This window comes from Rathayibacter sp. VKM Ac-2857 (assembly GCF_013205025.1).
Classification (GTDB): domain Bacteria; phylum Actinomycetota; class Actinomycetes; order Actinomycetales; family Microbacteriaceae; genus Rathayibacter.
The window spans coordinates 436,695-457,868 of sequence record NZ_JABMLE010000003.1 but is presented as its reverse complement, the minus strand read 5'-3'; the positions used below and the strand labels follow the sequence as shown (position 1 = coordinate 457,868).

Sequence of the window (21,174 nt, the reverse complement as noted above, 5' to 3'; positions counted from 1 at the left end):
TCCGCCCCGCCGCCGTTTTCCCGCCCTCGTCCTGGAGACACTGATGTCCGAAGAAACCGCCCCCCGCGACACCCCGCACGGCCCCGGCCGTCAGCGCGTCATCTCGCTGATGACCACGGTCTTCGTGGTCCTCCTCGTCACGATGCTCGTGCTCGGCACGATCCTCGTCCTGCTGCAGATCGCCGGCCTGATCGTCGTGAACGGCACCCTCATCGCCGACGCCTCCGCCGCGCTCAGCCCGTGGACGTTCGGCGTCGCCGGCGTGCTCGGCATCTGGACGCTCCTCCTCTCCTACGCCCACGGCTGGAAGCCCGCCGACTAGGCGGCGCCCCCTCGACACGGAACGAGAACGACATGACCGAGAACGAGAGAACACCGAGATCCCTCCTCGAGCGCTTCGCCGCTCTCCCCGTCGCCAACGTCGGCGACTCGATGGACCGCCTCGGCGTCGTCGACGCCGCGATCCGCCCCGTCTGGCGCGGCGCCCGCCTGGCCGGCCCCGCCTTCACGGTGGAGGTCGCCGGCGGCGACAACGCCGGCATCCACGAGGCGATCGGCCGGCTCAGCCCCGGTGACGTCCTCGTCGTCAACGGCCACGGCGTGCAGGACCGCGCCCTCGTCGGCGAGCTGATCGGCGAGCGGCTGCGCAAGGTCGGCTGCGTCGGCATCGTGATCGACGGCGCCCTGCGCGACGTCGACGACCTGGAGGAGATGGGCTTCCCCGCCTTCGCCCGCGCGGTCAGCCCGGCCGGCCCCTACAAGAACGGGCCGTTCCGGCTGGGCGTGCCCGTCGCGATCGGCTCGGTCGTGGTCTCCCCCGGCGACCTCGTGCTCGGCGACTCCGACGGCCTCGCGGTCGTCCCGCGCGGCGAGGCGGAGGCCGTACTGGAGCGGGCGGAGGCCAAGCACGCCACGGAGACCGCGACCCGGAAGAGCATCCTGGCGGGGCCGTGACGAGCACTCACGCCGGTGCCGCTCATGACGGCACGGCCCGGGACAATGGGCTCCATGGCCCAGACTCCCGCGGACGCGTCCGCCTCGACCGTGCGCAGCGTCGACCGCGCGCTCGACCTGCTCGAGCTCCTCGAGCGCAGCGACTCCCCGCTGCGGCTGGTCGAGCTGAGCCGCGGCTCCGGACTGCAGAACGCGACCGTGCTGCGGATCCTCGGCTCGCTGCAGCACCGCGGACTCGTCGCCACCGAGAACGGGCTCTACCGCCTGGGCCCGGCGGCGCTGGGGATGGGGCACAGCTACCTGGCCGCGGATCCGCTGGGCACCCGGGCCCGCCCGGTGCTGCAGCAGCTGGCCGGGAGCACGGGGCTGACCGCCTCGCTCTACGTGCGGATCGGCGACTCCCGGATCCTCACGGTCCGCGTCGACGGGCAGGACCCGCTGCGCTACCAGCTCCCGCTCGGCCGCCGGCTCCCGCTGCACGTCGGCGCCGGGAAGAACATCCTGGCCGCCCTGCCCGAGGACGAGCGCGACCGGATCCTCGACGGGCTCGGCGACACCGACACCGCGGCCGGCGAGCGGATCACGACCCGGGAGCTGCGCGAGCAGCTCGAGCAGGTCCGCCGAGACGGCTTCCACATCTCCATCAACGAACGCGAGACCGGCGTCGCCGCCGTGAGCGTCCCTCTGCAGGACGCTGCCGGTGACGTGATCGCCGCGATCTCGGCCTCGGGTCCCCTCGAGACCACCCCCCGCGCCCACCTCGAGGCGCAGGTGCCAGAACTGCGCCGAGCGGCGAACGCCCTCCAGCGCTGATCAGCCGGAGCGCGAGCGTCCGGCGAAGGAAGGACGCGCGATGCGCATCGGATTCATCGGACTCGGAGAGGCCGGAGCCCTCTACGCGGCGGCCGCTGCCGCCCACGGCGACACGGTATCGGGCTACGACCCGGCCGCCGCGACCACGCCCGAGGGGGTGGAGCGGACGGCTGACCTGGCGGGCGCCGTCTCCTCCGCCGACCTCGTCGTCGTGCTGACGGCGGCGTCGCTGAGCGAGCGGATCGCGGACGACGCCGCCCCGCACCTGCGCGCGGGCGCCGTCTACGCCGACTTCACCACCGCCTCCCCCGCCACGATGGAGGCGGTCGAGCGGGTGATCGACGCCGCGGGCGCCCGCTTCGCCGACGTCGCGATCCTCGGCCCGGTGCCCGCGAAGGGCGCGCGGACCGAGACCATCGTCAGCGGCGCCGCAGCGGCGGACGTGGAGGCGTGGCTGTCGGCGCTCGGCGCCGAGGTCGAGCGGATCGACGGCCCGGCCGGCGTCGCGACCTCGCGCAAGCTGCTCCGGAGCGTGCTGATGAAGAGCCTCGCCGCGGTCGTCGTCGAGGCTGTCACCGCCGGCCGCGCCGCCGGCTGCGAGCCGTGGATCCGCGAGCAGATCGCCGCCCAGCTCTCCGGCGACGTCGAGGCGAAGATCGACCGCTACGAGACCGGCAGCCGCAAGCACGCCGTCCGCCGCAGCCACGAGATGACCTCCGTCGTCGAGTACCTCACCGCCCTCGACGTCCCGTCCGAGATGTCGTCGGCGTCGGAGCGCGTGCTGCAGCGCCTCGCGGAGGAGGCGGCGGGCGGCGGCTCGCGGGCGTGAGGTAGGCGCCGGTGGATCTCGATACGCCCGCTCCGCGGGCTACTCGATCAGCATGGATTCCCCAGGACGGAAAGGGCGCAGCCGCTGCCCCTCCATGCTGGTCGAGTAGCCCCGCAGGGGCGTATCGAGACCAACCCCGTTCAGGAGGGCAGGCCGGCGGACCCGCCGTCAGGCGTCGCGATGAGCCGTCAAACGGCAGAGGACTCGCACGTGGGCAGGCGCTTCCGGGCTGACCTTCTCGGCGATCGCCTCGAAGCGCCATCCGGCGTCCGCCAGCTCGGCGACCTCTCCGCAGAGCCAGTCCGGTACCCAGCCGATCTGCACGCCTCGCAGCGACACGACGCGATGCGCATCCGCGTTGACGACGTTGTCGCCCTCCTGCTCGAGGAGCACGTGATCGCCGGTTCTGAGCGCTTCATCGAGGCCCGTAGGAGCCGGCAGGTGGCCGATGCCGGAGACGAAGAAGCGGCTGACGAAGCTCCGCGCTCCCCGAGTCGGCTTCTCGACGACGTGGAAGGTATCGGTCGCTCGCGAGGCACCTGTCCGAACGAGGATCTCGACGGGGAGATCGGGCGACTCGGCCTCGAGGGCCAGCCACCGGAGGTAGTCGTCGTAGGAGGTCCTCGCCGAGGACATCACTCGGTTGGCGAAGAACGGCGGCATGGACGACGACCGGTATTCGCCGTCCAGCTGCGGGAATTCGCCCAGCGGGAAGAACTCCGGATCCGCTCTCGCCTCCTCCGCATAGCGGAAGCGATACCCCTCGGCCGCGATCGACAAGAGCCCTGCCTTCACGAAGCGGCGCGTTCCCGGGTTCTGCCAGATGAGGAGCAGTTCGCGACCTGAGCGCTCGACGTCGGCCGACGGTCGATCAGTGAGCAAGGTCATCGAGCAGCCTCCTCCGATTCGCCGCGAGCAACTCTGACGGGAAGTCAGCACGTGCCGCTGACCTCACCTCTGCGGGCACCGCCGCTCCTGACAGAAGCGCCGTCGTCACTCGAGCAACGTCTCCAGCGATCGCAGCACGAAGACCGACGCGATGAAGATGTAGCCGAGGGCCACGAAGACCAGCGTGCGGGGCTGCGACGATCGGGACACCGGTGCGGCGAGTGAGCCCCACATCCGCGTGATGCTCTTCGCATTCCACCGGGCGACGGCGTCGCGCTTCACGATCATCACGATCGAGGCGATGATGACGGCGATTCCGCCGAGCAGCCCGATCCAGGGGAACGTCATCGAACGACCGGCTTCGAGAGCGGTCGATCACTGCGGGAGAGGGTGCTCGACACCGCGGCAGCGGCCGAGAACGGCGACCCGACACCTCGACTCATTTAGCACCCTCTCCTCTTGGGCGTCGCCTCGGCAGGGCGAGGGGGCGCCTTCGACAGACCGGCCCCTGACCACGGTCCTCAAGCCCTTAAACAGCGAGGCCCCCTGATCCACGTGTGCGGAGGGGCCTGCGGAGTAGACGATAGATCGCCTCGAAGCAGTTGTCGAGACGTCCGCCTGCCTGGCGCGTCATCCGCCCGGGCGCAGTACGCCTCGTTCCCGTACGAGGGACTTCGGGAGTCGTCGTCATGTCATCCGTTCCGATGGACGGCGCCGCAGTCAACGCCCTGATGCCGGCGGGGTGGGGCGGCCTACCGTCGTCGGATCCGGGTGAGCGCCCGGGTGCGGACGAGCAGGAGGCGGCATGAGCGCGTACACGGGCGGGCGGCGGCGCGGGGGCCCGAGCCTCCACCGGCACGAGGTCGAGGGGGTGCACCGGATCGAGCACGCGTTCACCAACGTGTTCCTGCTGGAGGAGGGCGGGCGGCTGACCGTCGTCGACGCGGGACTGCCCGGGACCTGGCCGCACCTCCTCCGGACGCTGAACGTCCTCGGCCGCGGGCTCAGCGACATCGACGCGCTGGTGCTCACGCACGCGCACTTCGACCACCTCGGCTTCGCGCGGCGGCTGCGCGAGCGCGGCGTGCCGGTGTGGCTGCACGACGCGGACGCCCGGCTCGCCGCGCACCCCTACTCCTACCGCCGGCAGCGCACGCCGCTGCTGTACCCGCTGCGCCACCCGTCGGCCGTTCCGGTGCTCGGCGCGATGGCGCGGGCGGGGGCGCTGCGGGTCCCTCCGCTCACCGGCACGACGCCGCTGGAGCCGGGTGCCGTGCTCGACGTGCCCGGCTCGCCCGTCGTGCTGGCGACTCCCGGGCACACCGACGGGCACGTCTCGCTGCACCTGCCTGAGCGCGGGGCGGTGATCGGCGGCGACGCCCTGGTGACGCTCGATCCGTACTCGGCTCGGACCGGTCCGCACCTCGTGGCCCGGGCGGCGACCGCGGACACGGCGGTCTCGCTCGCGTCGCTCGAGGTGCTGGCGGCGACCGGGGCGGACGTGCTGCTGCCCGGGCACGGGGTGCCGTGGCGGTCCGGAGTCGCGCAGGCCGCGGACGTCGCCGCGCGCCGGCCGATCGCCTGAGCGCGAAGACCCGCGCGATCGGCCGTGATGCTCGGATCCTAGCGAGGTCGACCGACGATCGCCGACGGGAGACGACGTGGCCGCAGGCCGTCGAGCAGCACGTCGAGCAGCACCGCCCGGTCGGCGGGAGAGCCGAGGCGGACGGCGTGCTCGATACCGCAGACGAGGTGCTCGAGGTGGTCGATCGTGAGGTCGGGGCGGACGGCGCCCGCGGCGCGCGCCGCCGCGAGCACGGCCGCGAAGGACTCGAAGATCTCGCGCTTGGCCGCGCGGACGGACTCGGCCTCGTCCTCCGGCGAGAGCAGCACCGCCTGGAGTCCGCCGTCGGACAGCTGGAGGTCGAGCGCCTCGCGGAGATAGACGGCGAGGGCCGCGCCGGGGTCGGGCAGCGCGGCGGCGCGACGCGAGACGGCGAGCATCGCGTCGAGGGTGTCGGCGGAGAGGGCCTCGACGAGCGCGTGCACGGTCGGGAAGTGCCGGTAGACGGTGGCGACGCCGACCCCGGCCTCGCGGGCGACCTCGTTCAGCCGCAGCGTTCCGCGGTCGTGGGTCCGCGCGACCTCGAGGATGCGCGCGCGGCTCCGCGCCGCATCGGATCGGAGGACTGCCATGCGCCCCATCCTACGCAAGCGGATCACCCATCCGTTTCGTGCTAGCGTCCGATGCGGATAGATCATCCGCTTTCGAGAGACGAGGACCGCATGACGAGCGAGCAGCCGACCTGGGACACCGCACGACTCCCCGACCGGACCGGGCGCACCGTCGTCGTGACCGGCGCGACCGCGGGCATCGGCTACTTCGCCGCCGAGCAGCTGGCCGGCGCAGGCGCGGACGTCGTCCTGGCGTCGCGCTCGGAGGGCAAGCTCCGGCGAGCGGCGGACACCCTCCGCGGCGCGGTCCCCGGCGCTCGGGTGCGGACCGTCGTGCTCGAGCTCGGCTCCTCCGCCTCCGTCGACCGGGCCGCCGCGGAGCTCGCCGCGCTGCCGCGCCTGGACGGCGTCCTGCTCAACGGCGGCGCGATGAGCATGGACCCGCGCGCGGTCACCGAGGACGGGCTGCCGCTCCTGCTCGGCACGCACGTCGCCGCCAACGCGCGACTGGTCGCGCGGCTGCTGCCCGCGCTGGCGGGCACCGCGGCCGAGCACGGCGGCCGGAGCCGGATCGTGCACACCTCGACGGGGTTCGTGCAGCAGTTCCCGATGCGCGTCGACGACCTGCGCCGGGTCCCCCGAGTGGGCATCAGCGCCTACACGAAGGCCAAGACGGCGACCGAGGTCTGGGCCTTCGAGCTCGACCGCCGGCTGCGGGCCGCGGGCGTCCCGGTCGCCTCGATCGTCACGCGGCCGGGGGTGGGCGTCGACGCGAAGACCCCGGAGCGGCAGGGGATCCGCGACGCCACGACGCCCTACCAGCGCAATCCGTACACGCCGTGGGCGCAGGGCAAGGACACCGCCGCGTGGTCCGCCGTCCGGGCGCTCACCGATCCGCAGCTGCAGGGCGGCGAGTACGTCTCCCCGCGGGGCCGCCTGCGGGGCGCGCCCGTGCTCGTCGCGCCGCCGGCGCGGACCGCCGCTCCCCCGGCGGACGCGGCGGACCGGCTCTGGCGCCAGGTCGAGCAGCTCGCGGGGGTCGGCGTCGATCTCTGAAGCGTGACCCGCGGTCAGCCCTCGAGCCAGTCGAGGGCCGCCGCGAGCAGCCGCACGTGCCCGGCCGAGGAGTACGACGCGGCATCGTGGCCGAGCGCGTCGTAGACGGTGCGGCCGCCGCCCTCGCGCTCGAGCGCCCAGGCGATCGGGTGCCGCTCGCCGTCGTGCTCGTGCGTCGCGAGGATCCGGGCGGCGGGCGCGACCTCGAGCCAGGAGTAGCGCTCGTCCTGCACGTCGAAGTCGCCGAGACCCGCGGTGATCGGATGCGCGCCGGCCGCGATCGCGATGCGGGCCGGCCCGTAGTCCGGGTGCATGGTCGTGCCGCGGATCCAGCGGCCGCCGAGGAGCGCCGCCCACTCCGGCGAGTCCCCGAAGCTCGTGGAGCTGACGTGGATCCCGAGCACCGGGACCGCCGACCGGTCGAGCAGGGCGAGCGCCGCCGCGCCCTCGGGGAGCGGGCTCGCGCCGCCGTCGCGCGGCTGGCCGACGTCGACGACGAGCAGGTCCGGGAGCGGCGTTCGCCCGGCCGCGAGGTCGGCGAGCGCCTGGTCGACGTCGCCGCGGACCTCGACCTCGTGCCCGCGCGCCGAGAGCAGCGCAGCAAGGGCCGCCGCGGTCTCCGCGAAGGGGTGCCAGGGATCGGAGTAGCGGCCGTCGCCGCGGAGGAGCAGGGCGGTCAGGGGAGCTCCCTCTCCGAGGTCAGCCGTCGAGGTGTGCGATGACGTGACAGAGCACTTGGACATGAGCAGGAGCTCCGGGGCTCACCTTCTCGGCGATCGCGTCGAAGCGCCAACCGGACGAGGCGAGCTCGTCTATCTCACCGCACAGCCAATCAGGCACCCAGCCGATCGGAACTCCTCGACGCGAGACGACCCGGTACGCCTCGGGATTGACCGCGTTGCCGCCGTCGGGATCGAGCATCAGGCGCTCGCCGGTCGTCAGCGCATCGACCGAGACCGGGTGCTCGGGCTGGTGACGGACGCCCGAGACGAAGAAGCGACTGACGAAGGTGCGCGCGCCGCGTGACGGCTTCTCAACGATGTGGAACGTGTCGGTCACCCGCGATGCTCCGGTCCGCACCAGGATCTCGACGGGAAGGTCGGGCGACTCCAGCTCGAGGGCGAGCCAGCCGAGGTAGTCGTCGTAAGAGGTGCGAGCGGGAGACATGATCCGGTTGGCGAAGAACGGCGGCATCGACGACGAGGAGTAGTCGTCCTCGAGTCGAGGGAACTCGTCGAGAGGAAAGAAGTCGGGATCCGACCTCGCCTGGTCGGCGTAACGGAAGCGGAAGCCGTCTGTCGAGACGGAGAGGACACCGACCTTCGAGAACCGTCGAGTGGACGGATTGCGCCAGATGAGCAGGAGCTCGCGTCCGGCGCGCTCGACCGCGACCCCGCGGTGCTCAGTGAGCAAGGTCATCGAGCAACCTCCTTCGATTCGTCACGAGCAACTCTTCTGTGAAGCTAGCGCACGTGACCGACATGAGCGCGGGAGGCACAGCTGCGATCACCGCGCTGACATGATCCGCACGTACCGAGGCAAGTCGTTCGACCCAGAACTCCCTCGCCGAGGGAGATGCCGAAGCGAGCCCCTGTCGCGCCAGATCCGTGAGACGAGGGCGTCCTGCGAAGTGAGGGCTGCGTCCGCGCCGAAGCCAAGTCTCGAACACCGCGCGCTCGGCGAGGCAGGAGAGCCGCTTCACCTCCGATTCCTGGAACCCGAGCGAATTGCCGTGGTCGTAGGACGGGGAGAGACGCCGGTGCGGCCTGCCGCTGATGACGTGGTGACGGTCCTGCCCGGCGATCCAGGCGTCGAAGAGCAGGTAGCCCGCCCACACGTCGAACCCGGAGAGCGCGGCCGGTCCGGTGAAGCCGGGCGGAGCGGCCACCCCGTCGAGTGCTCTCCGCACTGCCTCGACGGTGTACCGCTCGTTCTCGCGGGTCCCGGACGAGACGTAGTGCCGGTCGGATTCTCTGAGAAGGCTGTTGCCGTGCTCGAGCCGCTGACTGAGATCGGTCTCCACGACCGAGCGGGACATGATGCCCCTGCGTCCGGCTACCCGCGCAGGGCGCACCTCCGCGCAGGGGATCGACAGCTCTCTTCCGAGGTGGAAGGACACCCACTCGGCCCAATCCTCGCCGCGCGTGACACCGCCACTGTCCCGCGCGAACTTGAACAGCCAGAGCTCTCCGTCGGAGACCAGCCAGAACTTCTCCTTCGTCCCCAGCGGTTCATCGTCGGATCGCCCGTCCACGGACCGCTCGATGTCGATCGACTCCCACTCAACAGCCACCCCGCGAAGGTAGCGCTGCCGGACGGCTCCGACTGAGCTGGCGCGAGAGAAGCACTCGCGGGCGAGGCGCCCCGGCGTCAGAACGAAGGGACGCGGGCGATCCAGCCCGTCTTTTCCTCGAGGGCGCGGGTCACCGCCAGCAGCTGGGCCTCGCGGCCGTGGCGCCCCACGACCTGGACGCCGACGGGGAGGCCGTCGGGGGTGAAGCCGGCGGAGGTGACGACGACGGGGTGGGCGGTCAGCGTCAGGCGGTTGGCGAGCATCTGCCAGGTGAAGTAGCGGTCGAAGTCGTGGCCGTCCACGGACGGCACCCACTCGAGCTCCGCGGGTGGCGCGACGACGGGGGTCGCCGGCAGGATCAGCACGTCGTGCGTCTCGAGGACGCGGGCGGTGTCGCGGAAGAGGCGGGTGCGGCGCTCGTAGGCGTCGGCGAGCTGCGTCGCCGACATCGCTCGGCCCTGCTCGACGTTGCGGACGTAGTCGGGGCGGAAGCCGGTGGCGCCCGCGTCGACGGCGTGCCGGCCGCCGAGGAAGAACTCGAAGGTCTCGATGGTCTCCCAGGCCTCGTCGGCGCCCGCGAAGTCGGGCTCGTCGGCCTCGACGACGGCACCGAGTCCGGACAGCTGCGCGGCGAACGCGGCGTGCACGGCGCGCACGTCGGGGTCGATCGGCAGCCCGCCGGCGTCGGCGCTCCAGGCGATCCGCAGGCCGTCGACCGCGACCGGGCGCGCCGCGTGCACGGGCAGCGACGACAGCGGCCAGACGCTCTTCTCGACCGAGAGCGCGTCGAGGAAGAGGGCGGCGTCGGCGGAGTCGCGGGCCATCGGGCCGGTGACGCCGTGCGGGGTCCAGGCGTTGCCGGTCCGTCCGCTCGCCACGCGGCCGGGGCTCGGCCGCACGCCGACGACGTTGCAGAACGCGGCCGGGTAGCGCAGGCTGCCGCCGCTGTCGGAGCCGTCGGCGATCGGCAGCATCCGCGCGGCGAGGGCGGCGGCCGCGCCTCCGCTCGACCCGCCGGCGTGCCGCGAGAGGTCCCACGGGTTCACGGTGGTGCCGAAGACCGGGTTGAAGGTGAGCACCCCCTGGCCCATCTCGGGGGTGTTGGTCTTGCCGATGATCAGGGCGCCGGACTCGCGGAGCAGCGTGGCGAGCACGCTGTCGTGCGCGGCGGGCGCGGCGTCGGCGAAGGCGGCGGAGCCGTTCGTCGTCGGGAAGCCGGCGACGTCCATCAGGTCCTTCACCGCGGTCGGCAGGCCGTGCAGCGGAGGCAGCGCCTCGCCGGCCGCGAGCGCCTCGGCGGTGCGCCGGTCGGCGGCCTCGGCGGCGGCGAGCGAGACCGAGTCGGGCTGCTGCGAGACGACGGCGCGGATCGCGGGGTTCCGCTCCTCGATCCGCTCCAGGTGCGCGCGCATCACCTCGACGGCCGAGACCTCGCGGGAGGCGACGGCCGCGGCGAGCGCGACGGCCGAGCTGTCGGCGAGGTGCGGAGCCAGCCCTGCGCTCGTCAGCCCCGCCATCAGCGGCCGCCCTCGTGCCCGTGCTGCTGCTCGGCGTGCTCGTGCCCCGCGTGGGCGTCGGACGCGCTGTCCGTGTGGCACGCGTGCGCATCACCGGAGCCCCCCGGCGCGCAGTGCGCCGACTCCGACGCCGGCACGTCGAGCGACGGATTCCGGTCGAAGAAGCCGTCCGGCTCGAGCCGCAGGCTGATCCGGTCGACGGGCATGATCGGCCACTGCTCCGGCCGCGGGAAGTGGTGCACGCCGAGGACCGGCCAGAGCACGAGGCGCTCGTTCTCGAGCGAGCGGTCGGCCTGCTGCCAGACGTGCACGCCGTCGTCGCCGAGCTCGCCCTGGTTGGGGTACTCGCCGGCGATGAACCGCTGCTCCGGGTCGAAGGCGCTCGCCCAGAGGTGCTGCCCGACGAAGGGAGCCTTCCGCTCGACGACGCTGCCCGGGCGGGCGTAGAGCTGCGCGGTGTTCTGCAGCGCGAGGCGGTAGGCGGTCGCCTCGCCGTAGCGGTTCTGCGCCGACTCGCTCTCGATCCGCCAGTGCAGCGCGCGCGACGGGTCGGCGCGGCGGGCGGCCACCGCCTCCGAGGCGAGCGGCGTCTCGACGGCGAGGCAGGCGTTGCCGTAGGGGTTGGTCGTCTCGTCGGGGTCGGCCTCGGCGTGCACCTCGACCAGGCGGTTGAGCGGGCCGTCGATCGCGGTGTCGAGGCGGACGGCGAAGTAGTGCTGGTGGATCGGCGCCTGCACGTTCGGCGCGACCATCCGCCCCGAGCGCGGCGACTCGCCGTCGGCGATGCCGCTCACCGACATCAATCCGGTCAGCTTCACCTCGAGCTCGACTGAGCCGTCCTGGTACAGCGACCAGTAGAAGCCGTAGTCGTAGTTCGCGACGGTCGCGAAGCTGGAGATCACCAGGCGGCGGCTGCGGCGCACCTCGGCGCTGCCGGTGCGGGTGTTGACGTGCTTCCAGAGGATCGAGTCGTCCTCCTCGTGCAGGCAGATGCCGTTGACGATGGTCTGCGGCTCGCCGTGGCCGTCGAGGTAGTCGACGTCGAAGTAGCGGATCTCGCCGAGGCAGTCGCAGCCCAGCTCGAGGCTCGCGGTGAGCGGGCCGGCGCCGTACTCGCCCCAGTCGAAGAAGTTCTTGCGGTAGGCGGTCGGGTCGCTGTCGAGGTACGGCACATACATCTCGTTGACGGCGGCGCGCGCCAGCACCGGTCGCTCGACGTCGCCGTCGCGGTAGGTCAGCTCGTGCAGCACGAGGCCCTCGCGGTGACTGAAGCCGACCCGGAACGACCAGTTCTGCCACTCGACCCGGTGCCCCTCGATCGCGAAGCCCGGGCCGTCGGCCTGGACGATGTCAAGCTTCGACACCTCGCGGTCGGGGCCCCAGGTACCGGCGGTGTAGACGCCGGTCTCGCTCGCCATCGGGATCACGCCGTGGTCCTCGATCCGGATCACCTCGAGCGTGTCGAGGTCGAGGATCGGCACCAGGCCGGCGACCGGGCGGGCGTAGCCGTTGTCCTCGGGGAACTCGCGGTACCAGACCGTGCCCCAGCTGAGCCGGCGGTCGGCGAGGTCGTCGGGGACGAAGCCGGTGATCGACTCCGGGTCGACCCAGACCAGCGAGGTGTCGGTGATGCCGCGGAGGGCGAGCGCCTCCGTGAGCAGGGGCGAGTTGCGGGCCGCCTGGGCGATCAGGCGCGCCTCGTCGCTGGAGACGCCGGGGCGGCGGTGGTCGACGTCGGTCCAGACCTCGACGATCGCGGGGCTGTCGGGGCCGGCGGTCCAGCCGCGCACCTCCCAGGCGGCGCGGGCGTCCGGGTCGAGCACGACCAGGCGGACCGGGCGCGCTCCGCCGGGCGCGATGCCGCGGGCCTTCTCCTCGTCGAGGCTGATGCCCCAGAAGCGCGGGCGGGCGCCGATGCGGTCGCTCGCGCGGACGGCGGCGACGAAGGACGCGATCTCGGCGGCGGCGAGCGGGTCGAGCACGTGCGAGTGAGTGGTGAGGGTGCTGGTGGAGCTCATGGCGGTCCTTCGGTTGGAAGCGTCAGGGGTGCAGAAGAAGGGGGGCGTTCAGCGGGAGGAGAAGAGGAGCGGAGTGACGGGGCCGGTCCGTCGAGGCGGGCGCGGTTCCCGGCCGCGACGGTCGACAGCGGTCAGCCCGCCCCCGCGACGATCGCGCGGCCGTCGGCCCGCGGATCGCTGGCGGCATCCAGCCACCCGTCGCGGTGCAACCGCACGAGCTGCACGTGCCCGGCCTCGTCGATCGGTCCGGCGGCTTCAGCGACCGGCAGCCCCAGATCACGCGCCGCTGCGACGGCCTCGGGGACCCCCGGCTCCGCCACGAGCGTCAGCTCCTCGTGCCCGAGATCCCGCGCCCCGACGACGAAGCGCGGCCGCTCGAGCACGGCTTCCGGATCCGTGGCGGGATCGAGCAGCTCGCGGACGAGCTGCGCGAGGATCCACGGCTGGGCGCTGCCGCCCTGGCAGCCGAGGCCGAGCACGAGGTCCCCGCTCTCGGCGATGACCGGCAGCAGGGTGTGCGGCGGGCGCAGGCCCGGGCCGACCCGGCCGGGGTGGGCGGGGTCGGTGCTGAAGGCGGAGCCGCGGTTGTGCAGGACGATGCCGGTGCCGGGGTCGAGGATCCCCGAGCCGAAGAGCTGGTAGACGCTCTGGATCAGGGTGACGACGGTGCCGTCGGTGTCGGCCGCGGTGACCGCGACCGTGTCGCCGAGCGCGCGGCCGGCCCGCGGCAGGGAGCCGCGGGAGAGGGAGCGGGGGTCGAGCATGGCGGCGACGTCGATCGCTCCACCGCGCGGGTCACCGAGCGCGGACTGCCGCACGAGCGCCGCGTCGCGGACCGCCTCGACGAACTGCGCCGTGTCGCCGGAGAGCGCCTCGGGCAGGACGCCGAGCAGCACCACGCCCTGGCTCGGCGGCGGAGCCACCCACCAGCGCACGCCGCCCTCGCGGGAGGCGGCCGGCTCGACCAGCTCGGCCTCGTGCGCCGCGAAGTCGGCGGGGGTGTGCGCGCCGCCGAGGGCGGCCAGGCGCGCGGCGAGGGAGTCGGCGATCCGGCCGCGGTAGAACGCTCCGGGGTCATCGACGAGCTCGGTCAGCGAGGCGGCGAGCGCGGGCTGCACCAGCAGGTCGCCCTCGCCGAGGAGCCCGCCGTCGCCGTCGCCGAAGACGCCGCGCATGCCCTCGTCGGCGAGCAGCTCGTCGCGGCGCAGGGCGATCGCGCGGCCGAGCCCCGCGGAGATCGGGAAGCCCTCGGCGGCGAGCGTCGCGGCCCGGCGGAGCGGGGTGTCGAGGCCGAGGCGACCGCCGAGACCGGCGATCGCCTGCCAGCCGGCGACGGCTCCGGGGATGGTGACGGTCTGCGGGCCCTGCCGCGGCATCCGCTCCGCGCGGGCGAGCGCCGCGACGTCGATGCCGGCGGGCGCCGCTCCGGCGGAGACCACCGCGACGACGTCCTCGCCGGGGCGGCGGACCAGCGCGATCAGGTCGCCGCCGAGCCCGCACTGGTGCGGGTAGACAACCGTGAGCGCGGTCGCGGCGGCGAGGGCGGCGTCGATCGCGTCGCCGCCGTCGGCGATCGCGCGGGCGGCGGCGTCGAGCGCGGCGGGGTGCGGCGCCGCGACGGCGACGCGGGCGGGAGGAGGGGAGGAGGTCATGCGGTCACCGTCCGGTCCGGGCTGAGGAATGCGAGGTCGGGGCGGGCGACGCCGTCGACGAGGTCGGCGAGCGCCTCGCCGATCGCGGGGCCGAACTTGAAGCCGTGGCCGGAGCAGGCCGCGGCGACCAGCACCTCGGGCCGGCCGGGCAGCGCGCCGACGACGAAGCGCTTGTCGGGGGTCATCGTGTAGAGGCAGGCGACGGCCTCGCCGCCGGCCGTGTCGATCCCGGGCACGAAGCGCTGCAGCAGGCTCTCGAGGTGCGCGACCTCGGCCTCGGTCGGCGGGGTGACGGGCACGGCCGGATCCCACACGGGCCCCGCGTCGACGCCGATCTTGGCGCCGGAACCGGCCGCCTCGGGCAGGCCGAAGACGAGCCCGTCCGGCAGATCGACGGAGAAGCAGCCGAGCGCCGGCGGCTGCGCGACGCTCTGCCCGGCCGGGACGGTGAGGGTGAGGATCCGCTGCACCTCGAAGAAGCCGGCGGTCTCGGGCAGCAGCCGCTCGACCCAGGCGCCACCGGAGACGACGAGCCGGCGCGCGCGCAGCTCTCCGGCGGAGGTGCGGACGGTGACGACGCCGGCGCTGTCGTCGACGCTCCAGTCGAGCACCTCCTCGTCGAAGCGCAGCTCCGCGCCTGCGGCGGTCGCGGCGGACTGCGCGAAGGCGAGCGCACGGGCGGCCTCGACGACGCCGGCGTCCGGATCGTGGACGACCCCGTAGTCGGCGGGCGGACTGAAGGACGTGTCGGGCCGCTGGACCGGCCGACTGCGCCCGCCCTGCAGCGCCGCCTCGCCGCGGTGCGCGTAGAGGCCGCTGGTGGGGTGAACGAACGGCGTGCCGGCGGCGGCGGACCAGCGGTCCCAGCCGCGGAAGGCGCGGTCGACCAGGTCGTTCCAGACCGGGCTCGGGTACGCGCGGCGGATCATCCGAGTGGCGCCGTGCGAGGAGCCGCGCACGTGGCCGGGGCCGAACTGCTCGATCCCGACGACGTCGCGCCCGCGCACGGCGAGCTCGTAGGCGGTGGCGGAGCCGTGGATGCCGAGGCCGACGACGATCGCGTCGTGAACGGTGTCGTCGGAGACCGTCACGAGGTCACTCCGGCGACCGCCGTCAGCAGCGCCTCGACGTCCGACTCGTCCGTGTACACGTGCGGCGACACCCGGACGACGCTGGCGAGGCCGCGCGCACCGAGGTCCCACTGCGCGTGCGAGGCGGGCACCGCGAGCGAGTCGACGGCCGCCTCGCGCAGCCGTGCCGAGACGGTCTTGCCGGGGACGCCGTCGACGGTGAACGTGACGATCCCGGAGGGCGACGCGGGCGGATCCGCCACGGTGACGCCGTCGATCGCGGACAGCTCGGTGCGCAGCCGGGCGCCGAGCGCCACCAGGTGCGCCTCGGTCGCCGCCGTGCCGCGCTCGTGCGCCTCGCGCAGGGCCTCGCCGAGTCCGAGCCGGAGGGCCACCGACGACTCCCAGGTCTCGAGGGCTCGCGCCGTTCCGTCCATCGTCCACTCCTGCTCGCTCGTCCACAGCGAGCCTCGCACGTCGGGCGCCCAGGCCCCGATGCCGTCGAGCAGGCCGCGGCGGAGGTAGACCAGCCCGGTCCCGCGCGGCCCGCGGAGGAACTTGCGCCCGGTCGTGACGAGGGCGTCGCAGCCGATCGCGCGCACGTCGATGTCGAGCTGCCCGACCGACTGGGTCGCGTCGAGCACCGTGATCGCGCCGTAGCGGCGGGCCAGCGCGCCGATCGCGGCGACCGGCTCGACGAGTCCGGAGGAGGTGGGGACGTGCACGGCGCTGATCACGGTGCGGCCGCTCGCGGTGGCGAGGGCGCTCTCGAGCGCCTCGACGTCGAGGCCGCCGCTGGAGTCGTTGGGAAGGAGGGTCAGCCGGACGCCGTCGTAGCGCTCGAGCGCGAGCAGCCGCAGCGCCTGGCTGACGTAGCTCGAGCGCGGGGCGAGCACGGTGTCGCCGGGGCCGAGGCGGAGGGCGTCGAAGATCGCGCGGAGGCCGCTGGTCGCGCTGTCGAAGAAGGCGATCTCGTCGGCGTCGGCGCCGAGCAGCGCGGCGGCGGTGGCGTAGGCGGCGTCGACCCGCTCGACGACGGCGTTCGCGGCCTCGTAGCCGCCGATCCGCTGCTCGAGTCGGAGGTGCGCGATGACGGTCTCGAGGACGGAGTCGCTCATCAGGCCCGCGCCGGCCGCGTTGAAGTAGTGCCGGCCGGCGGTTCCGGCCGTGCGAGCGCGCTCGGCGGCCACATCGATGGACGTCCGGGCGGGGGCGCCACCGGTGAGGCCGATCGTCATCTGCAGGTCCCTTCTCGCGGTCGCCGTACCGCCGACCCCTTAATGGATCCCATCGTACGCAGGTTGTATCCATTCTGGCTACCGCCGGATACGCTGGCGGCATGAGCCACCCCGCCGTTGAGCACTCCGCCGAGCAGCACTCCCCCGAGCAGCGCTCCCGCGAGCTCGGCCTCGCGATCCCCGACTACCTCGACCCGCCCTACGGCGGCCGCTACGGCGGCAGCACCCTGCGGGCGTTCCACCGCACCGGCGACCTGCTCGAACTCAGCGGCATCACCCCCGAGTCCCGCGACGGCGCCCTGCTGCACCCCGGCGCGGTCGGCGTCGACATCACCCTCGAGCAGGCACGGGAGGCGGCCCGCTACACCGCCGTCAACGCGCTCGGCATGATCCGCGCGGCCCTCGGCTCGCTCGACGAGGTCGTCGCCCTCTCGCGCGGCCTCTGCTTCGTGCTCTGCCCGCCCGGCTTCGAGCGCCTCAACGAGGTCTCGAACGCCGCGAGCGACCTCCTCCTCGACGTCTTCGGCCCCGACGCCGGCCGCATGGGCCGCGCCTCCATCGGCGCCACCGCCCTCTCCCGCAGCGCCTGCTTCGAGCTCTGGCTCAGCCTGGAGTGCCGGCCCCGCTGACGCCCGCCTCCGGCCGAGGCGTCCTCGAACGGTCGAGACGTCCAGGAGCAGCGGGACGCCTCGACCGTTCGAGGACGCCTCGGCGGCGCACTCCAGGTCCATGCTGATCGAGTAGGCCGCGCAGCGGACTGCTCGACCAGCATGGGGCGGCCACCTCCGGTTGCTCGATCAGCATGCGGGGCCCCAGGCCCGCTCGCCGAACCGCCTGCGACCCCGCCCGCCGGGGGCCGCAGGCGGCCGCCCTAAGCTCGAGGCGTCGGTGGTCGGTGCAGCCCAGCAGGAGGACGAGACGTGGACGTTGTTCTCGGAGTCGACGTCGGCACGTCCAGCACGAAGGCGATCCTCGTCGGCCTCGACGGCCGGGTGGTCGCCGAGGCGGCCCGCGCGCACGTCGTCGACCGGCCGCGGCAGGGCTGGGTCGAGATGGACTCGGGCGTCTGGTGGTCCGAGTTCCGCAGCCTCGCCGCCGAGCTCATCGCCGCCGCGCCGCACGGGGTCGTCGTCGCGGTCGGCGTCAGCGGCATGGGCCCGTGCGTGCTCCTCACCGACGCGGCCGGCGACGAGCTCCGCCCCGCGATCCTCTACGGCGTCGACACCCGCAGCGTCGGCATGCTCGACGAGGTGACCGCGCTGCTCGGCGGCGAGGAGGCGATGCGCGCCCGCACCGGCTCCGGGCTCTCGGCGCAGGCCGCGGGCGTCAAGCTCGCCTGGGTCGCCCGCCACGAGCCGGAGCTCTGGCGCCGCGCCGTCCGCTTCACCATGCCCTCCTCGCGGATCGTCGAGCTGCTCACCGGCGAGTACGTGCTCGACCACCACTCCGCCAGCCAGTGCACCCCGCTCTACGACGTCGCCCGCGAGGAGTGGATCGACGAGTGGGCCGCCCTCCTCGCCCCCGGCCTCGCGCTCCCCCGCCTCGGCTGGCCCGGCGAGACCGCCGGCCGCATCACTCCCGAGGCCGCCGCCGCGACCGGGCTGCCGGCCGGCGTGCCGGTGGTCTTCGGCACCATCGACGCCTGGGCCGAGAGCCTCAGCGCCGGGCGCCGCCGACCCGGCCGGGTGTTCCTCCAGTACGGCACGACCATGTTCCTGGTCGCGCCGATGGCCGCCCCGACCCCGCTCGGCGGGATGTGGACGACCGTCGGCGCCGCCCCGGGCGAGCCGACCGCGGCCGGCGGCATGGCCACCTCGGGCGCCGTGACCGACTGGCTGCGCCGGCTGACCGGCGCCACCTGGACCGAGCTGCTCGACGAGGCCGCGCGGTCCGGACCGGGCGCCGGAGGACTGCTCGTGCTGCCCTACTTCGCCGGCGAGCGCTCGCCGTTCGCCGACTCCGACGCCCGCGGCGTGATCGCCGGGCTCGGCGTCGGCTCCACCCGCGGCGACCTCTACCGCGCGGTCCTCGAGGCGACGGCCTTCGCCGTCCGGCACCACCTCGAGGTGCTCCGCGAGCACGGCGTGCGGGTCGAGGCGCTGGTCGGCGCGGGCGGCGGGGTCGCCGCCGAGCTCTGGCCGCAGATCGTCAGCGACGTCTGCGGCCTGGAGCAGGTGATCCCGACGGTCTCGGTCGGCGCGGCGTACGGCTCGGCCGTGCTCGCGGCGGGCCTGGTCACCGAGGTCGACATCGAGGAGTGGAACCCCGCGGCGACGACCCTCGTGCCCGACCCGGCCGTCGCCGCGCTCTACGACGAGCTGTACGCCGACTTCCGCCGGCTCTACCCCGAGACCCGCGCCACCGTGCACCGCCTGGCGCAGCGGAGCCGCGGAACCGACCGCTAAGCCTGAGCGTCCACGCCCTTCGGCGCGCTCCCGTCGTACCCGCAGATCGCCGCGACCTTGCCCGCCGACGCACTCGACGGATCGAACTCGTAGCCGAGCCACTCCCGCGCCATCCGCCGCGCCACCTCCAGCCCGACCACGCGCTGCCCCAGGCAGAGGACCTGCGCGTTGTTCGACAGCACCGACCGCTCCACCGAGTAGGAGTCGTGCGCCGTTACCGCGCGCACCCCCGGCACCTTGTTCGCCGCGATCGCGACGCCCAGGCCCGTGCCGCAGACCAGGATCGCGCGGTCCGCGGACCCGTCGGCGATCATCCGCGCGGCCGTGACCGCGATGTCCGGATAGTCGGTGTGACTCTCGGAGTCGACGCCGACGTCGGTCACCAGCGAGACGCGGTCGTCCTTCATCAGGTCGGACTTCAGCGCCTCCTTGTAGTCGTAGCCCGCGTCGTCCGATCCGACGACGACCCGATAGGTGGTGGTCATGCTGCTCCTCCTTCTATGGTGGCGTGCGCTTCTGTGGTGGCCCCCGCACCGGCGCGCTCCGCGAGGACGTCGCCGACCGCGGTCAGGATCATCCCCATCGACGTCGCGCCCGCGTCCGGTGTGCCCAGGCTCTTCTCGGCCAGGGGGCGTGCGCGGCCGACCTTCGGCCGCAGGTCCGCGGTCGCCGCGGCGCACTCGACGGCGACGCCCGCCGCCTCCCGCCACGCCTCGACGAGCGACGAGCCGCCCGCCACCCGCTCGCGCAGCACGCGCGCGAACGGCACCAGCGCGTCGAGCATCGTCTTGTCGCCCTCGCTCGCGCGCCCGAGATCGACGATCGACTCCGCGAAGGCGTCGACGCCGGCCACGACGTCCGCCGCCCGGTACTCCTCTCGCCCGTCGGTGAGCGATGCGCCGAGCGCCTCGAGCGCCGCGCCCCAGAGCACCCCGGAGGTGCCGCCGGCCTGCTCCGCCCAGGACTGCCCCGCGCGGGACAGCAGCCAGGCGCCGCCCGCGCGCTCCTCGATCCGGTCGAGGCGCCGGGTCGCCGCGCCGATGCCCTTGAGCATCCCGCGGCCGTGGTCGCCGTCGCCCGCGACCGCGTCGATCCGCCCGAGGGTCTCCTCCTCGCGCTGCAGCAGCTCGTGCATCCGGGCGAGGGCCGCGCGCACGATCTCGCCGAGCGCCACGGCCGCATCGGTGGCGGAAGGAGCGGACTCCTCCTCGCCCGCCGCCGCGTCCTCGCCCGAGGGCGCCAGCAGCGCCGCCACCGGCGCCGCGACCCGGCGGTAGGCCGGCGTGTAGGCGTCGGCCCGCCAGTAGCGCTCGAGCTCGTCGTCGAGCCACTGCAGCGTCAGCGAGACGCCGCCCATGTCGAGGCTGGTGACCAGCTCGCCGACCTCGGGCTCGACGGTCCGCAGACCTGCCTCCTCCAGCCGGCGCGCGACGTGGCGCCAGAGCAGGAAGAGCTCCTCGTACTTCGTGGTGCCGAGCCCGTTGAGGATCGGGGCGACGCGCGTCGTGCCGCCCTCCGCCCCGGCACCCTCGGGGAGGTCCGCCAGCAGCCGGTCGACGAACAGGTCGGCCAGCTCCGCCGCGCGCAGCAGCTCGATGTCCTGGATGCCGGGCTCGCCGTGGATCCCGAGCCCGAGACCCAGGTGCCCCTCGGGCACGCTGAACAGCGGCTCGGCGGCACCGGGCATCGTGCAGCCCGAGAACGCGACGCCGAGCGTGCGGGTCGCCGCGTTGCTCGCGTTCCCGACCCGCTCGACCTCGTCGAGGGACAGCCCCTCGGCCGCGGCCGCTCCCATCGCCTTGAACACCGGGAAGTCGCCCGCGATCCCGCGGCGCTTCCCGATCTCCTCCGCCGAGGCGATGTCGTCCGTGACGACGACGATCCGGGTGTCGATCCCCTCCTTGCGCAGCCGCTCGGCCGCGATGCCGAAGTTCATCGTGTCGCCGGCGTAGTTGCCGAAGCTGAACACCACTCCGCGACCCTGATCGGCCGCCTTCGCCACCGAGTACGCCTGCGCCGCCGAGGGCGAGGTGAAGATGTTGCCCACCACGGCCCCGGTCGCGAGGCCCGGCCCGACCGTGCCGCTGAACGCCGGGTAGTGCCCGGAGCCGCCGCCGATGACGACCGCCACCTGCGGCTCGGCGCCCGCGGTGCGGTGCGCGACCACTCCGCCGGGCACGCCGCGCAGGCGGTCCGCGTAGAGGGAGAGGAAGCCGGCGAGCTGGTCCTCGGCGAACTCGTCGGGGTCGTCGTAGATCGTCGTCAT

21 protein-coding genes are annotated in these 21,174 nt (G+C 73.9%); 8 read left to right on the top strand and 13 right to left on the bottom strand.

Annotated features, from left to right (window positions below; genetic code table 11):
* Window positions 1–43: 43 nt before the first annotated feature.
* Genes HQQ86_RS15660 through HQQ86_RS15645 form a run of 4 tightly spaced genes read left to right on the top strand, consistent with a single transcriptional unit; the run spans window position 44 to window position 2,596 of the window.
* Window positions 44–322 carry a hypothetical protein gene (locus HQQ86_RS15660; RefSeq protein ID WP_173289172.1) on the top strand — a complete coding sequence of 93 codons (279 nt, stop codon included), beginning with the start codon at window positions 44–46 and terminating at the stop codon, window positions 320–322.
* A 32-nt stretch (window positions 323–354) separates the two neighbouring features.
* Window positions 355–954 carry a methyltransferase gene (locus HQQ86_RS15655; RefSeq protein WP_173289171.1) on the top strand — a complete coding sequence of 200 codons (600 nt, stop codon included), beginning with the start codon at window positions 355–357 and terminating at the stop codon, window positions 952–954.
* A gap of 54 nt (window positions 955–1,008) precedes the next feature.
* Complete coding sequence (locus HQQ86_RS15650) at window positions 1,009–1,767, top strand: IclR family transcriptional regulator (protein WP_173289170.1); 759 nt, start codon at window positions 1,009–1,011, stop codon at window positions 1,765–1,767.
* A 40-nt stretch (window positions 1,768–1,807) separates the two neighbouring features.
* Window positions 1,808–2,596 carry an NAD(P)-dependent oxidoreductase gene (locus HQQ86_RS15645; RefSeq protein WP_173289169.1) on the top strand — a complete coding sequence of 263 codons (789 nt, stop codon included), beginning with the start codon at window positions 1,808–1,810 and terminating at the stop codon, window positions 2,594–2,596.
* 168 nt (window positions 2,597–2,764) lie between these two features.
* Here HQQ86_RS15645 and HQQ86_RS15640 read toward each other — a convergent pair whose 3' ends face one another.
* A complete protein-coding gene (locus HQQ86_RS15640) occupies window positions 2,765–3,484 on the bottom strand; it encodes an HIRAN domain-containing protein (protein ID WP_173289168.1) in 720 nt (239 codons plus the stop codon).
* Window positions 3,485–3,589: 105 nt separating this feature from the next.
* Window positions 3,590–3,832: a hypothetical protein gene (locus HQQ86_RS15635; protein ID WP_173289167.1), complete on the bottom strand. Its 243-nt coding sequence runs from the start codon at window positions 3,830–3,832 to the stop codon at window positions 3,590–3,592.
* A 457-nt stretch (window positions 3,833–4,289) separates the two neighbouring features.
* On the opposite strand from HQQ86_RS15635, the gene HQQ86_RS15630 reads away from it, so the two are divergent.
* Window positions 4,290–5,069 (top strand): MBL fold metallo-hydrolase, encoded by a 780-nt coding sequence (locus tag HQQ86_RS15630; RefSeq protein WP_173289166.1) that lies wholly within the window; start codon window positions 4,290–4,292, stop codon window positions 5,067–5,069.
* A gap of 38 nt (window positions 5,070–5,107) precedes the next feature.
* On the opposite strand, the gene HQQ86_RS15625 is transcribed toward HQQ86_RS15630, so the two are convergent.
* On the bottom strand, window positions 5,108–5,680 hold the full coding sequence (locus HQQ86_RS15625) for a TetR/AcrR family transcriptional regulator (RefSeq protein ID WP_173289165.1): 573 nt from the start codon (window positions 5,678–5,680) through the stop codon (window positions 5,108–5,110).
* A gap of 90 nt (window positions 5,681–5,770) precedes the next feature.
* Between HQQ86_RS15625 and HQQ86_RS15620 the strand changes: the two genes are divergently transcribed.
* Window positions 5,771–6,715: an SDR family NAD(P)-dependent oxidoreductase gene (locus HQQ86_RS15620; RefSeq protein ID WP_173289164.1), complete on the top strand. Its 945-nt coding sequence runs from the start codon at window positions 5,771–5,773 to the stop codon at window positions 6,713–6,715.
* A gap of 14 nt (window positions 6,716–6,729) precedes the next feature.
* On the opposite strand, the gene HQQ86_RS15615 is transcribed toward HQQ86_RS15620, so the two are convergent.
* From HQQ86_RS15615 to HQQ86_RS20985, 8 genes are all read right to left on the bottom strand, one after another.
* Entirely contained in the window at window positions 6,730–7,458 is a 729-nt protein-coding gene (locus HQQ86_RS15615) for a ThuA domain-containing protein (protein WP_254072138.1), read from the bottom strand.
* Complete coding sequence (locus tag HQQ86_RS15610; RefSeq protein ID WP_173289163.1) at window positions 7,415–8,134, bottom strand: hypothetical protein; 720 nt, start codon at window positions 8,132–8,134, stop codon at window positions 7,415–7,417. The genes HQQ86_RS15615 and HQQ86_RS15610 overlap by 44 nt, the downstream gene beginning before the upstream one ends.
* A complete protein-coding gene (locus HQQ86_RS15605) occupies window positions 8,118–9,008 on the bottom strand; it encodes a hypothetical protein (RefSeq protein WP_173289162.1) in 891 nt (296 codons plus the stop codon). The genes HQQ86_RS15610 and HQQ86_RS15605 overlap by 17 nt, the downstream gene beginning before the upstream one ends.
* A 77-nt stretch (window positions 9,009–9,085) precedes the next feature.
* Window positions 9,086–10,525: an amidase gene (locus HQQ86_RS15600; protein WP_173289161.1), complete on the bottom strand. Its 1,440-nt coding sequence runs from the start codon at window positions 10,523–10,525 to the stop codon at window positions 9,086–9,088.
* The gene (locus tag HQQ86_RS15595) at window positions 10,525–12,543 is read right to left on the bottom strand and encodes a primary-amine oxidase (RefSeq protein ID WP_173289160.1); all 2,019 of its coding nucleotides are present in this window, start codon (window positions 12,541–12,543) and stop codon (window positions 10,525–10,527) included. The genes HQQ86_RS15600 and HQQ86_RS15595 overlap by 1 nt, the downstream gene beginning before the upstream one ends.
* A 131-nt stretch (window positions 12,544–12,674) precedes the next feature.
* Window positions 12,675–14,195 (bottom strand): gamma-glutamyltransferase, encoded by a 1,521-nt coding sequence (locus HQQ86_RS15590; RefSeq protein WP_173289159.1) that lies wholly within the window; start codon window positions 14,193–14,195, stop codon window positions 12,675–12,677.
* Window positions 14,192–15,286 carry an FAD-dependent oxidoreductase gene (locus tag HQQ86_RS20990; RefSeq protein ID WP_216845562.1) on the bottom strand — a complete coding sequence of 365 codons (1,095 nt, stop codon included), beginning with the start codon at window positions 15,284–15,286 and terminating at the stop codon, window positions 14,192–14,194. Before HQQ86_RS20990 ends, HQQ86_RS15590 begins: the two co-directional genes overlap by 4 nt.
* Window positions 15,283–16,503: an aminotransferase class V-fold PLP-dependent enzyme gene (locus HQQ86_RS20985; protein ID WP_216845561.1), complete on the bottom strand. Its 1,221-nt coding sequence runs from the start codon at window positions 16,501–16,503 to the stop codon at window positions 15,283–15,285. The genes HQQ86_RS20990 and HQQ86_RS20985 overlap by 4 nt, the downstream gene beginning before the upstream one ends.
* Before the next feature lie 101 nt (window positions 16,504–16,604).
* Between HQQ86_RS20985 and HQQ86_RS15580 the strand changes: the two genes are divergently transcribed.
* Both HQQ86_RS15580 and HQQ86_RS21830 read left to right on the top strand, forming a co-directional pair.
* Window positions 16,605–17,132 (top strand): RidA family protein, encoded by a 528-nt coding sequence (locus HQQ86_RS15580; protein ID WP_173289158.1) that lies wholly within the window; start codon window positions 16,605–16,607, stop codon window positions 17,130–17,132.
* Between the two features lie 291 nt (window positions 17,133–17,423).
* Window positions 17,424–18,908, top strand: coding sequence for an FGGY family carbohydrate kinase (locus HQQ86_RS21830; RefSeq protein WP_173289157.1), 1,485 nt, complete (start codon window positions 17,424–17,426; stop codon window positions 18,906–18,908).
* Here the strand turns inward: HQQ86_RS21830 and HQQ86_RS15570 are convergent.
* Window positions 18,905–19,393 (bottom strand): ribose-5-phosphate isomerase, encoded by a 489-nt coding sequence (locus HQQ86_RS15570; protein ID WP_173289156.1) that lies wholly within the window; start codon window positions 19,391–19,393, stop codon window positions 18,905–18,907. The genes HQQ86_RS21830 and HQQ86_RS15570 overlap by 4 nt on opposite strands.
* Window positions 19,390–21,174, bottom strand: coding sequence for a dihydroxyacetone kinase family protein (locus HQQ86_RS15565; protein ID WP_173289155.1), 1,785 nt, complete (start codon window positions 21,172–21,174; stop codon window positions 19,390–19,392). The genes HQQ86_RS15570 and HQQ86_RS15565 overlap by 4 nt, the downstream gene beginning before the upstream one ends.